This window comes from Streptomyces sp. NBC_00212 (assembly GCF_045206365.1).
GTDB lineage: Bacteria > Actinomycetota > Actinomycetes > Streptomycetales > Streptomycetaceae > Streptomyces.
The window spans coordinates 285,497-297,922 of record NZ_CP108116.1 but is presented as its reverse complement, the minus strand read 5'-3'; the positions used below and the strand labels follow the sequence as shown (position 1 = coordinate 297,922).

Annotated in this window: 11 protein-coding genes; 7 read left to right on the top strand and 4 right to left on the bottom strand. The window is 71.5% G+C overall.

What is annotated here, in order from left to right; genetic code table 11:
* Positions 1-104 precede the first annotated feature (104 nt).
* Together OHA17_RS41105 and cimA are read right to left on the bottom strand one after the other, a co-directional pair.
* Entirely contained in the window at positions 105-557 is a 453-nt protein-coding gene (locus tag OHA17_RS41105; RefSeq protein ID WP_331721447.1) for a nuclear transport factor 2 family protein, read from the bottom strand.
* A 107-nt stretch (positions 558-664) separates the two neighbouring features.
* Positions 665-2,293, bottom strand: a complete 1,629-nt coding sequence (gene cimA / locus OHA17_RS41100) for a citramalate synthase (RefSeq protein WP_331721446.1) — start codon at positions 2,291-2,293, stop codon at positions 665-667.
* A gap of 281 nt (positions 2,294-2,574) precedes the next feature.
* Here cimA and OHA17_RS41095 point away from each other — a divergent pair, with 281 nt between their 5' ends.
* Positions 2,575-4,659 (top strand): condensation domain-containing protein, encoded by a 2,085-nt coding sequence (locus tag OHA17_RS41095; protein WP_331721445.1) that lies wholly within the window; start codon positions 2,575-2,577, stop codon positions 4,657-4,659.
* A gap of 63 nt (positions 4,660-4,722) precedes the next feature.
* Positions 4,723-5,034: a hypothetical protein gene (locus OHA17_RS41090; protein WP_331721444.1), complete on the top strand. Its 312-nt coding sequence runs from the start codon at positions 4,723-4,725 to the stop codon at positions 5,032-5,034.
* Positions 5,035-5,200: 166 nt separating this feature from the next.
* On the opposite strand, the gene OHA17_RS41085 is transcribed toward OHA17_RS41090, so the two are convergent.
* The gene (locus tag OHA17_RS41085; protein WP_331721443.1) at positions 5,201-6,079 is read right to left on the bottom strand and encodes a class I SAM-dependent methyltransferase; all 879 of its coding nucleotides are present in this window, start codon (positions 6,077-6,079) and stop codon (positions 5,201-5,203) included.
* Between the two features lie 102 nt (positions 6,080-6,181).
* Positions 6,182-7,039, bottom strand: a complete 858-nt coding sequence (locus tag OHA17_RS41080; RefSeq protein ID WP_406510983.1) for a BTAD domain-containing putative transcriptional regulator — start codon at positions 7,037-7,039, stop codon at positions 6,182-6,184.
* Positions 7,040-7,334: 295 nt separating this feature from the next.
* Between OHA17_RS41080 and OHA17_RS41075 the strand changes: the two genes are divergently transcribed.
* From OHA17_RS41075 to OHA17_RS41055, 5 genes are all read left to right on the top strand, one after another.
* Positions 7,335-8,120 (top strand): SDR family NAD(P)-dependent oxidoreductase, encoded by a 786-nt coding sequence (locus OHA17_RS41075; RefSeq protein ID WP_331721441.1) that lies wholly within the window; start codon positions 7,335-7,337, stop codon positions 8,118-8,120.
* A 287-nt stretch (positions 8,121-8,407) separates the two neighbouring features.
* Positions 8,408-9,268, top strand: a complete 861-nt coding sequence (locus OHA17_RS41070; RefSeq protein ID WP_331721440.1) for a DUF4097 family beta strand repeat-containing protein — start codon at positions 8,408-8,410, stop codon at positions 9,266-9,268.
* A 26-nt stretch (positions 9,269-9,294) separates the two neighbouring features.
* The gene (locus OHA17_RS41065; protein ID WP_331721439.1) at positions 9,295-10,266 is read left to right on the top strand and encodes an ATP-binding cassette domain-containing protein; all 972 of its coding nucleotides are present in this window, start codon (positions 9,295-9,297) and stop codon (positions 10,264-10,266) included.
* Positions 10,263-11,039, top strand: coding sequence for an ABC transporter permease (locus OHA17_RS41060; RefSeq protein WP_331721438.1), 777 nt, complete (start codon positions 10,263-10,265; stop codon positions 11,037-11,039). The genes OHA17_RS41065 and OHA17_RS41060 overlap by 4 nt, the downstream gene beginning before the upstream one ends.
* Before the next feature lie 396 nt (positions 11,040-11,435).
* Positions 11,436-12,212, top strand: coding sequence for an alpha/beta fold hydrolase (locus OHA17_RS41055; RefSeq protein WP_331721437.1), 777 nt, complete (start codon positions 11,436-11,438; stop codon positions 12,210-12,212).
* The last annotated feature ends 214 nt before the right edge of the window (positions 12,213-12,426 follow it).

Genomic DNA, 12,426 nt, shown 5'->3' with positions numbered 1-12,426 from the left:
GCAGGGGGCTGGGGCTGCATGGCGGGGCCATGGTGGGGCGGGCCGTTGCGCCCCGGTGCGGCGACCGGTCGCGCGCCCGGGTCCCGCCCCGGTCAGTGCGTGCTTCAGGCGAGGTCGTCGCGGGTCACGCGGCGGTGGCGGGTGCGCCAGGTGCTCCGCGAGCGGACGAGCACGTCCTCCATGACACAGACGTGCAGGACCCTCGAATCGCCGCCGGGCGGAGTCGCGTACGCCAGCGCGGAGCAGCGGGTGCGCAGGGTCCCGTCGAACTGCGGCCGTACGTCGAGCTTGCCGATCCAGCGCCGCACACAGGCTCCTTCGCGCTGCTGCCGTGCCTGATCGCGGCGCACGTTCGCGGCCAGGCCGGCGCGTCCGCGGACCGGTTCGCTCAGCGGCGGCACCTCGAAGACGGCGTCCTCGGTAAAGGTCCCCGCCCAGCTCTCGGCGTCGTGGGCGTCGAAGAGCTCCAGCTGGTGCGCGTAGAACTGCTCGACCTGCGCGTACAGCGAGGCGAACTCCAACTTTCCCGAAGGCTCGTTGCGGATCTCGGTGGTCATGCGATCTGCCTTCCTCTTCCAGGAACGTACAAAGGGGTACGGCGAGTCTCGGGCACGTCGCTCCAGGGCAATTCGAGGACGCCTCAAGGACCGCCGGCCAGCACGGCTCACCGCGGCGGTTCGACGCCCGCGCGCAGCAGCCCGTAGGTGTACGAGTCCTGCAGGGCCCGCCAGGATGCGGCGATGACGCTGTCGGCGACGCCCACCGTCGACCAGGTGCCGGCGTTGTCGGAGGTGGTGATCAGGACGCGGGCCGTGGAGGCGGTGTTGTGGTCGCCCCGTAGGATGCGGACCTTGTAGTCCACCAACTCCAGCTTGGCGAGCTCCGGGTACAGGCGCTCTAGGCCCGTGCGCAGCGCGCGGTCGAGGGCGTTGACGGGCCCTTGGCCGTCGGCGGTGGAGACGATGCGCTCGCCCCTGGCCCACAGCTTCACGGTCGTCTCGTCGGTGTGCGTGCCGTCCGCGCGGTCCTCCACGATGGCTCGCCAGGACTCGATGCGGAAGTAGTCGCGGGGGCCGCCCTCGACCTCGTCGCGAAGGAGCAGCTCGAAGGAGGCGTCGGCGGCCTCGTAGGTGTAGCCCTGGAGCTCGCGCGCCTTGACCCGCTCCACGACCCGGGCGACGACCGCGCGGTCCTCGCCGAGGTCGACGCCGAGCTCCTTGCCCTTGAGCTCGATGGAGGCGCGGCCCGCCATGTCGGAGACCAGCATCCGGATGTGGTTGCCGACCAGGGAGGGGTCGATGTGCTGGTACAGGTCGGGGTCGACCTTGATCGCGGAGGCGTGCAGGCCCGCCTTGTGGGCGAAGGCGGAGACACCGACGTACGGCTGGTGCGTGGAGGGGGCGAGGTTGACCACCTCGGCGATGGCGTGCGAGATGCGGGTCATCTCGGCGAGCGCGCCCTTGGGCAGCACGGTCTTGCCGTACTTGAGCTCCAGGGCGGCGACGACGGGGAACAGGTTGGCGTTGCCGACGCGCTCGCCGTAGCCGTTGGCGGTGCACTGCACGTGGGTGGCGCCCGCGTCCACGGCGGCCAGGGTGTTCGCGACCGCGCAGCCGGTGTCGTCCTGGGCGTGGATGCCGAGCCGGGCGCCGGTGTCGGCGAGCACGGTGGCGACGACCGCGTGGATCTGGGCGGGGAGCATGCCGCCGTTGGTGTCGCACAGGATGACGACGTCCGCGCCGGACTCACTGGCGGCCCGTACGACGGCCTTGGCGTACTCGGGGTTCGCCTTGTAGCCGTCGAAGAAGTGCTCGCAGTCCACGAAGACCCGGCGGCCCTGCTCGCGCAGGTGGGCGACCGTGTCGCGGACCATCTCCAGGTTCTCGTCCAGGGTGGTGCGAAGGGCCAGCTCGACGTGCCGGTCGTGCGCCTTGGCCACCAGCGTGATCACCGGGGCGCCGGATTCGAGGAGGGCCTGCACCTGCGGGTCCTCGGCGGCCCTGCCGCCCGCGCGGCGGGTCGCGCCGAAGGCCACGAGCTGCGCGTTCTGGAAGCTGATCTCCTGCTGCGCGCGGGCGAAGAACTCCGTGTCGCGGGGGTTGGCGCCGGGCCAGCCGCCCTCGATGAAGCCCACACCGAACTCGTCCAGGTGCCGGGCGATCGTCAGCTTGTCCGCGACGGTGAGGTTGATGCCCTCGCGCTGGGCGCCGTCGCGCAGCGTCGTGTCGAAGACATGGAAGCTGTCGTCGACGGCAGTGGCCTCCGCCCGCTTCCCCAAGCCCGTTTGTCCCATGGCGAGCTCCTCGTCCTCGTGTCCACTTCTGCCGCCGCGCACGCTACTCACGCACGGGGGGCCGGGTGCGGTCCTCCACCCGGTGTGGACAGCGCCTCGAACGGCCCTGTGCCGCGCGGCTCGACGAAGCGCAGCGGCCGGGCCCGGCGCGGACACTGCAGCGCTTCACTAGCGCCGTCTCAGGGCTTTGTCAGCGCCGTATGGGCGGGGCCCCACATACTCGATCCGCGCTTCCAGAGAGGGAGGGGGAGGGGTCTTCTCCGGCGCACCCCGGACAGCCGATGACCAGCAGCCACCCCGCACGTATACCGCAGGACGAGCCGACGGCCGTCGTCGTGGACCTCGGTCCGGCCGCTCACGGCACGCCGCCCGTCCTGGACCTGCGCGGCCCCTTGGACACAGCCCACATCGAGGCCGCCCTGGACAGCATCGCGGTCCACTGCCCGGGCGCCGCGGCCTGGCGTCCGGTGTTCCAGTCCCACAACGCCGGCCACCACACCCTGCGGTTCACCGCCGGCGCGGGAGCCCGACCGGGCGGCTTTCCGCTCGGACGGCTGGCCGACCTGCTCACGCACCCGAGCACCGCCGACTCCTTCGCCACGCGCCGCACGGCCGCGACACCGCTCCAGTGCGAGCTGCTCGCCGATGCCGACGCCCACCCCGGCACCGGCCGTCAGGTCGGACAACTCACCTGGAACTGGGACGGTCCGTTCGACGAGGAGCGCTTCACCGCCGCCTGGCAGTCCGTCTTCGACTGCGAAAGCGTGCTGCGCAGCGCGTTCGACGACGGACCCGAGCCGGCCGTCGTCGTGCACGACCGGGTGGCACCCGAGGTCGTACGCCTGCCGCAAGGCACGGCCCACTGGCACGCGCTCATCGAACGCGACCGGCGGCGGGGCCTGGACCCACGCCGCCCCGGACCGCTGCGGATCACGGTCCTGGGCGGTGGGCCCGCCATGTTCGCCACCGCCCCGCCCATTCGCGTGGTGCTGACCCATCACCACGCCCTGCTCGACAACTGGAGCGTGCGTCTGCTGCTGCGCGAGTTCTACCGCGCCTACCTGGCCGGCGGCCAACTGCCGGGCGGGGAACGGCGCCCCGACATGAGGGACTACGCGCGGTGGCTGGCCGACCAGGACACCGGCCCGGCACAGGAGTTCTGGTCCGGCGGCGCGGCCGACCGCCCCAGCACGGCAACGGCCGCTCCCGGCTCTGCTGTCCTCACCGGCAGAGCCCCCCACACCACGGGCAACGGCTGCTTCCGGCTCCGGCTGACCCCGGACGAGACCGCGCGCCTCGCCGTCTGGGCCGCCGCCTGGGGCGCCACCGAGAGTACGGTGCTGCAGGCCGTGTGGGCGCTGCTGCTGTACCGGCTCGGAGGGGCCGAGAGCGCGGCTCCCGTGCGTTTCAGCACCACCGTCTCCGGCCGGGGCATTCTGCTCGACGGCGTGGAACGCCTGCCGGGTGCGCTGTGCAACCCGCTGCCCCTGTCCGTCGTGATCGACCCGGGCGCCCCGGTGTCCGCTCTGCTGGCCGAACTGCGTGACCGGGCCGTGGACACGGCGGGCTACGAATGGGTGTCGGCGAGCCAGATCCGCTCCTGGACCAACGACGCCCTCGCCCCGGCCGACAGCCTCCTCGCCTTCGAGACCCGGCCGCCGGTCCCGGACGACGTGACGTCCGAACTCGCCGTACTGGGAATCCACGTGGGGACGCCTGAGCCGCTCGGCTCCCACACGGCCTTCTCCCTCGCTATGGCGGCTCACCACGACAGCGCCGGAGGGCTCGCCCTGACCGTGTCGTACGACCGCGCCCGGCTGCCCGACGCCACCGAGGTCCTCGCGTACGGAGCGCTGCTGCTGCGTGAACTCCCCGACCGGGTGGGGGAGTTCACGACGGTCGCCGAGGCCCTCGGCCTGCTGTCCGGCATGAACCCCGGAGTTCGCACCGGCCTGGCGAACCAGCGCTCGGCGCGCACCGCCGCAGCCGCGCCCCCGTCGCTCGGCGTGCTGCGCCCGGCGGCCCGCCCGGGCGCGGGCACCGTTGTCCTCCTACAGGCACCCGGGACGCCCGGCTCGTTCTACGCCCGGCTCGCACGGGCCTACCCGGGGCCCGAGGAACTCGTCCTGCTGCGCGCGGTGCCCGGGGGCGCGACCGCCCGGTACTCGGCGCTCGGGCCGCGGATCGGCGACGGCGGGTACGTCACGCTCGCCGGATTCACCGGCGACGGAGCCGCCGCCTACGAGATCGCCCGACTGGTCGCCGCGCACGGCGGCCGGCCCCGGGTCGTGGTGCTCCCGGCGGCCGCGACCGGCGCCGCCGGACTCGCCCGGACCCTCGCCGCCGCCACCCGGCGCGCCCCCTGACCTGCCCCCGCGACCCTACGCGGACCCTGCCTGAACCAACCCGTCGTACAGCGGAGGGTGGACATGCCCGAGTCAGCACAGCAGAGCACGGCGGAACTCGTCACCCAGGCCTGGGCGGAGGCCCGGGGCATGGCTGGTGCCGACCGGGAGCACCGCCACCGTGCCCCGGGCGAGATCACGGCCGCCGCGCTGCGCGCGCACGGCGCCCTGTGCACGGGGCTCGGCCGCAGCGTGCCCGTCACCGCGCTCACCGCCCGGCCCGGGGTGCGGGACCTGGCCACTTTCCTGGCCGTGTACGCCGCCGCGGGAGCCAAAACGGCAGCGGACCGAGGCGGGCTGCCGGACGTGGAGTCGGGGCCGGCCCCGGGCCGTTGAACCCGGCGTCCGCGCTGGACCCGCGCTCGCGGCGCGCTTGAGGATCCACCTCGTGCGCGGGACTCGGGGCGCGCGGCTGTCTAGGCTGACATCTGTCGGCACTGCCCCGCACAAGCTGCGCCCGTTCTCCGTTCCTCCCCCGGACGGAGAACGGGCGCCCTCCTCGTCAGAGCCGTGCGAGGGTGACCCGCACATTGCTGAAGAACTTGTCCTCGAAGGCGGACACGAGGATGCCGAGGCAGCGTTCGACGCGCGCCACCGCCTCCTCGTCGGCCAGCACGACGGCGACGTCACGGCAGCGGGCCAGGCGCTCGCTCCAGGCACGGCAGGCCATCGCGAACGCCTCGCGCTCGTCGACGATCTCGATGACCTCGAAGAGGCCTTCGGTGGCCCGTGCCAGCTCGTGCAGGTGAGGGATGCGGCCGTGGCCGAGACCGGAGCACCGCAGCAACCTCAGTTCGTCCAGGAGCCGTCCGTCCACGGGCCGCGCCCCGACGGTGAGGGTGTGCAGGACGAATCGCGCGTCGGGCCTGAGCGCGCCGGCCACCGCGGTGAAGAAGGCCCGGTACCTCTCGGCGCGCTCGTGCGGGGGAGTCGCGCAGGGGACGACGTGCTCCAGGGCGTTGATGCAGAACGCCGCGTCGTACGGGTCCCGCGGGCGGTGCTCCTCCCAGCTCTCCACCCGCGCCGAGATCCGCGGGTTGGCGTAGCCGGCGATGAACTGCTCTTCGGCACGGCTGGGGGTGAGGCCGACGGCCTGCTCCACGCCGTGCACGATGGTGAGCCGGTTGAGCAGGGTGCCCCAGCCGCAGCCCACGTCCAGGACGCGCCGGGCGCCCGCGGCCCCGGCGAGCTCGACGAACCGGTCGAGCTTGCGCTCCTGGGCCTCGTCCAGGGTCTCGGTCAGCCTTTCGCCGTCCTCCCAGTACCCGCCGGAGCACACCATGGTCGGGCCGAGCAGGAGCCGGTGGAAGGCGGCGCTCTCCTCGTGGTGGTGCCTGAGGGTGCCGAGCCCGGGGACCGACCGTCCTGGCACCGTCGTCATCGTGGCTCCCAACTCCCGTGCGGCGTGGCGCTGTCGGGAACCAGGAAAGCGCTCCACTCGCAACAGAGGCGCAACACGGCCCGGGCCCTGTGACGCTCGAGGTCACCTCAAGGGCGGGCTGAGTGCCTCGAAGGCCCCGATGAGGACCGGATCCAGGCCATCGGCCGGAGCCCGGCCCGAGGCGCAGGAGCGGGGCCGCCGGGGCGGTTGGGGGGCGCGCAGCAGCTCCAGGTACGCGGCCTGGGTCTCGGGTGCCGGGTCGATGCCCAGTTCCTCGGCGAGGACCTCTCCCAACTGGTGATAGGCGCGCAGCGCGTCCGCCCGGTTGCCCGCAGCGGCGTGCGCGGTCATCCGGCACCGGTGGGCGCTCTCTCGGAACGGGGCGCGGCGCACCGCCTCGTCGGCGCAGCGCAGCGCATGGTGTTCGTCGCCGAGTCCGGAAGCCGACAGGCTGGCCAACTCCAGTGCGGTCAGGCGCAGTTCCTCCACTCGCTCCCGTACCCCGGCCGCCCACTCGCCCTCGTGGGCGGGCAGGAACGAGCCGCGCAGATTGTCCAGCGCGCCCGCCGCGAGGCGGCGCACCACGGTGTGCGCGCCGTCGGCGAAAGCCGCCTCCGCCTCGGCGACCGCGACATCGGCGGCCTCCAGGTCGACGGCGGTGCCCTCGGGCAGTCGCAGCAGATAGCGGCCGCTCTGCGAGACCAGCGGTGTCGTGCCCGGCTGCTGGAGTGGGCTCGCGACGCAGGAGCGGACCCTGCTGACCACGCCGCGCAGGGCCGAGGCCCAGGTGTCGGGCAGACCCTCCGGCCAGAGGGTGTCCGCGAGGTGTTCCCGACTGGTCCCCGAGTCACGTTCGAGCACCAGGCGCGCGAGGGCCACCTGGGCCTGGGCGCTCGACACGTGCAGAGGCGCCAGACCCTCGTGCTCGATCGTGACGAGACCCATGAGTCTGATCAGCAACTCCCCACTCCCCTCCGGATCATCGGCGCCGCGCAGTGCCCCGCCTGCGCCGGTATCCGAGATTGCGCGGCTCTTGCGTTTCCCTCCATTGAAGACGCAACGGCTCCAGCACGGCTCAAGAACGGGACGAGGTGCGGTGCGCGCGGGCCTCTGCGGCGCGGGGCCGGCTCCGGTCTCGAAGTCTGCTCAAGGCCCGCCGCACTCCCGCCTCAGGAATCGGGGCCCGCGCCACGGCCCGGGCTACGTTGCCCGGGCACCGTCAAATCCGCCCAACGGGTTCGTGGAGGCTCATGCGATGACGGCAACGACGAGGACGACCGCCCTGATCACCGGCGCGACGGGTGGCATCGGCCTGACCGTGGCCCGTGATCTGGGGCGGCGCGGCCATCGGATCTTCATCTGCGCGCGAACGGAGCTGCAGGTCAAGCAGACCGTCGAGGATCTGCGCGAGGAGGGCTTCGAAGCGGAGGGCACCGGGGCCGATGTCCGCGACCGTGCGTCGGTGGCCCACCTGGTCGCCGCCGCCTTCGAGACCTTCGGCCCGATCGGCATCCTGGTCAACAACGCGGGCCGCAGCGGCGGCGGTGCCACCGCGGATCTCGCGGACGACCTCTGGTACGACGTCATCGACACGAACCTCAACGGTGTCTTCCTGGTCACGAGCGAGGTGCTCAGGAACGGCGGCATGGCGGATGCCGCATACGGGCGGATCGTCAACATCGCCTCGACGGCGGGCAAGCAGGGCGTTCTGCTCGGCGCCCCCTACTCCGCCTCCAAGCACGGGGTCGTCGGGTTCACCAAGGCGCTGGGCAAGGAACTCGCCCCCCGCGGCATCACCGTCAACGCGGTGTGCCCCGGCTATGTCGAGACTCCCATGGCCGAGCGCGTCCGCAAGGGCTATGCCGCGGCGTGGGACACCACCGAGGGGTTCGTCCAGGAGCAGTTCGAGGCGCAGATCCCGCTCGGCCGCTACTCGACCATGGAGGAGGTGGCGGGCCTGGTCGGCTATCTGACGACGCAGGGCGCCGCGTCGATCACCGCGCAGGCACTGAACGTCTGCGGCGGGCTCGGCGCCTTCTGACCCGCGGCGGGACGCCTCTGCCTCGCTCCCGCCGCCCTGCCCCGGCCCCCGCTCGCGATGCCGCCATGAAGCACCGCGCCACGAATGGCGCCACTATGGCTCGCCATGGCGCCATGCGTGTGCCATAGTGGTGGCACGACCTCGCACCACGGGGGCCGGACAACCAACTGCGAACGCCGTGCGCTGCATCGTGCAGTGTGCGGATGAGTGGACCGCCACGTCTGCCGGAGCCACTCGCCACCCGTCCCACCAGCGGGGACGCCCTACAGACTGAGGATGGGGAAGTCATGCCTACCTTCGAGACCCCGAAGCCGATCACCACCACGATCCACGTCGAGGTCGGAGCCGCCCGGATCATCGCGGGCGACCGCGCCGACACCGTGGTCGAGGTGTACCCGGCGGACACCGCCAGCGAGGCCGACGTGAAGGCGGCAGAGCAGACCCGCGTCTCGTACTCGGACGGCAAGCTGCTGATCAAGACGCCGAAGGGACGTGTGCTGAGCGGCGCCCCCGGTGCCGTCCGGGTGGACATCGCACTGCCGCGCGGCTCCCGGTTGAACGGCACCGCCGCGCGGGCCCACTTCGTCTCCAAGGGTCAGCTGGGGGAGTGCAGCCTGACGACCATGGACGGCGACATCCAGATCGACCACGCGGGCGAGACGCAGCTGCGTACCCAGAAGGGCGACATCACCGTGGAGCGCACCCGCAGCGCCGAGATCACCACCGGGAGCGGCGAGCTGCGCATCGGCGAGATCGACGGCACCGCGGTGATCAAGAACTCCAACGGAAGCACCGAGATCGACGAGATCACCGGCCAGGCCCAGCTCCGGGCCGCCGAGGGCAACATCTCCATCGGCCGCGCCCACACCGACGTCACCGCGACCTGCGCCACCGGTGACATCACCATCGAGGAGGCCCGCGGCAGGGTCGACCTGCGGGCCCAGATCGGCAACATCCAGCTCGGCATTCCCGAGGGCACCGCCGCGTGGCTCGACGCCAACGCCCAGTCGGGCACGGTGCACCGACTGATCGACTCCGCCGACGGCCCCGGCGAGATCGGCATGAGCGTCGACGTCTTCGTGCGCACCAGCCGCGGCGACATCGTGGTCCACCGCGCGCAGGCCCAGCTCGCCAGCAAGAGCCGCTGAAGCAGCGCCGGGAAGGAGCAGAGACGATGACCGCCCTCACCGAAGTCACCGCCCCGGCCAAGGGGATCACCGCACTCGGTCTGCGCAAGGCATACGGCGACAAGGTCGTCCTGGACGGGCTCGACCTCCAGGTCCGCGAAGGAACGATCTTCGCGCTGCTGGGCCCCAACGGCGCAGGCAAGACCACCACCGTGCAGATCCTGTCCACGCTCGTCTCCGCCGACCAGGGCCACGCCCAGGTTGCGGGGCACATGCTGGCCGACGATCCGGACGGCGTCCGGTCCTCGATCGGTGTCACCGGCCAGTTCGCTGCGGTCGACGGCCTGCTCACCGGTGAGGAGAACCTGCTCCTCATGGCGGACCTGCACCACCTCCCCCGCAGGGAGGGCAAGCTGCGCGCCGCCGATCTGCTCGACCGGTTCGAACTGACCGAAGCGGCAGGCAAGTTGGCCTCCACCTACTCCGGCGGCATGCGGCGCAAGCTGGACCTCGCCATGACCCTGGTCGGCGATCCGAGCCTCATCTTCCTCGACGAGCCGACCACCGGTCTGGACCCGCGCAGCCGACGCAACCTGTGGGACATCATCCGCAGCCTCGCCGCCGACGGCGTCACCATCTTCCTCACCACCCAGTACCTGGAGGAGGCAGACCAGCTCGCCGACAGGATCGCCGTCCTCGACGGCGGCAGGATCGTCGCCGAGGGAACAGCCGAGCAGCTCAAGAGGCTCGTTCCCGGCGGCTACATCCGCCTCAGGTTCGCCGACGCACACCGCCTCGACGTGGCGGCCCACGCCCTGGGCCACGCGGTACGCGACGACGACGCGCTCACCCTCGACATCCACAGCGACGCCGGCATTCCGGCGCTGCGCGACGTGCTCGACCAGCTGGAGTACGCCGCCGTCGAGGCGGAGGCCCTGACCGTGCACACCCCCGACCTGGACGACGTGTTCCTCGCCCTGACCGGCCGGCCCGAAGCGCGGAAGGAGAGCGTCCGATGAGCGCCACCTCGTACGCAGTGCGCGACTCCAAGACGATGCTGCGCCGCAACCTCAAGCACGCGCGGCGCTACCCGTCCATGACGATCTCGATCGTCGCCATGCCGATCCTGATGCTGCTCCTGTTCGTGTTCGTCTTCGGCGGCGCGCTCGGCAGCGGCATCGGGTCGGGCGACCGCGGCGACTACACCAACTACGTCGCCCCCGGCATCCTCCTGATGGCCGTGACCTCCGGCGCCATCTCGACCGCCGTGTCGGTGTGCACCGACATGACCGAAGGCATCATCAACCGCTTCCGCACCATGGCGATCTCCCGCGCCTCCGTGCTGACCGGTCATGTCCTCGGCAATGTCATCCAGACCATGATCAGCCTGGTGCTCGTCATCGGCGTCGCCCTCGCGGTGGGCTTCCGGCCGACCGCCGGGCCCATGGAGTGGCTCGCCGCCCTCGGCATCCTCGCCCTGCTCGCCTTCTCCCTCAGCTGGCTCTCCGCCGCGATGGGCCTGGGCGCCAAGACCGTCGAGGCCGCCAGCAACGCCCCGATGCCGTTGACGTTCCTGCCCTTCCTCGGCAGCGCCGTCGTCACCCCCGACTCGATGCCGACCGGACTGCGCTGGTTCGCCGAGTACCAGCCCTTCACCCCGATCAACGAGACCCTCCGCGGGCTCCTGCTCGGCACCGAGATCGGCAACAACGGCCTCATCGCCCTCGCCTGGGGCATCGGCCTCAGCATCCTCGGCTACCTGTGGGCACGGTCGGCCTTCGCCAAGCAATAGGAGAACAGCACCCGAACCGCACGACTGATGGACGAACCGGTGACGGGGGCCGTCCGGGCAGGAGCCCGGACGGCCCCCGTCAGCCTTTCCGCCTCCGGCCGCACGACCTCCCCAATACCGCTCGGCGATCGCTCGAATTCGCCTCGACAATCGTCTGACAATTGTCCCGGCGCCCGGACATAACCGCTGGTCGGACGAGTCCGGCCAGAATTTCTGGTGTGCTTCCGTTCGAATTTTTCTTGCCTCTTCCTGAGGGCCGCCCATAGGCTCTGTGAGAAATTGATGCGCATCGTGCCCGCATCGGCACGCGCAGCGTCGCCGCAATCACCGAGCTGGTGATTTCCGCGCCACTTCCTCGCACTCCGTCGAGCGTTTCCTCACTTCCGTAGAGGGGTCATGACTACACAAATACGCCGGCCCGGCCTGGTTCTTGAAAGCCCGTTCATCTGGCGGGCACGCCGGCCCAACGCCCAGCACCGACTGATCTGCTTCCCGCACGCGGGCGGCGGCGCGAGCGCGTTCACCGAATGGGTCAGCGCCCTGCCCGCCGAGATAGAGGTCGCGGCCATCCAGCTGCCCGGCCGCCAGAACCGCATCCTGGAGGACCCGCCGACCGAGGTCGGCCCGCTCGTCCGGGACGTCACCGAGGCCCTGCGCCCGCTCCTTGACGGCCCGTTCTCCTTCTTCGGCCACTCCTGCGGGGCGCTGCTCGGCTACGAGGTGGCACAGCTCCTGCACGCAGAGGGCGGCCCCCGGCCCGAGCGCCTGTTCCTGTCCGCACAGCCCTCGCCCGCTGCGGCCGCGCTGCGGCCGAAGATCCACAACCTCTCGGAGGCCGAATTCCGCGCCGAGGTCATGCGGCTCGGCGGTTTCGACGAGGAGGTCGCCCTCGACGAGGACGCCATGGACGAGCTGATCCCGACCGTCCTCGCGGACTTCGCGCTCTGGGAGCAGCACGCCATGACGATCGGCCCGCTCATCGACAGCCCCATCACCGTGATGGTCGGCGAGGCCGACGTCCGGGCGCCGCTCGACACCATCGAGGGCTGGGGAGACCACACCTCCGCCGGGTTCGACAAGCAGATCTACCCGGGAGGCCACTTCTATCTCTTCGACCCCGGCACGGACACGCAGGTCTTCGAGTTCCTCGCCGAGACCCTGCTGGCCCCGTGAGCGATGCGCCCGCCGGGTGGCAGCGGCGGGCGCTCCCACAGCTGCCGACCGGCCTTGAACGAGTCTGTAGCGCTTTCATATCGACCTGGCTCAAACCTGGTCTACGCTATCGGCCAGGTCTTCGAATTACGGGTGCAGAGAAAATCTCGCCCCGGCGGTCAAGCGGTCCTTCCGCTCTTTTCTGGATGCATGGTCCCGTAATCGATCCATGCCC

Coding starts and splice junctions, on each gene's coding strand:
- OHA17_RS41105 (WP_331721447.1), bottom strand. CDS start 557: ATGACCACCGAGATCCGCAACGAGCCTTCGGGAAAGTTGGAGTTCGCC.
- cimA (WP_331721446.1), bottom strand. CDS start 2,293: ATGGGACAAACGGGCTTGGGGAAGCGGGCGGAGGCCACTGCCGTCGAC.
- OHA17_RS41095 (WP_331721445.1), top strand. CDS start 2,575: ATGACCAGCAGCCACCCCGCACGTATACCGCAGGACGAGCCGACGGCC.
- OHA17_RS41090 (WP_331721444.1), top strand. CDS start 4,723: ATGCCCGAGTCAGCACAGCAGAGCACGGCGGAACTCGTCACCCAGGCC.
- OHA17_RS41085 (WP_331721443.1), bottom strand. CDS start 6,079: ATGACGACGGTGCCAGGACGGTCGGTCCCCGGGCTCGGCACCCTCAGG.
- OHA17_RS41075 (WP_331721441.1), top strand. CDS start 7,335: ATGACGGCAACGACGAGGACGACCGCCCTGATCACCGGCGCGACGGGT.
- OHA17_RS41070 (WP_331721440.1), top strand. CDS start 8,408: ATGCCTACCTTCGAGACCCCGAAGCCGATCACCACCACGATCCACGTC.
- OHA17_RS41065 (WP_331721439.1), top strand. CDS start 9,295: ATGACCGCCCTCACCGAAGTCACCGCCCCGGCCAAGGGGATCACCGCA.
- OHA17_RS41060 (WP_331721438.1), top strand. CDS start 10,263: ATGAGCGCCACCTCGTACGCAGTGCGCGACTCCAAGACGATGCTGCGC.
- OHA17_RS41055 (WP_331721437.1), top strand. CDS start 11,436: ATGACTACACAAATACGCCGGCCCGGCCTGGTTCTTGAAAGCCCGTTC.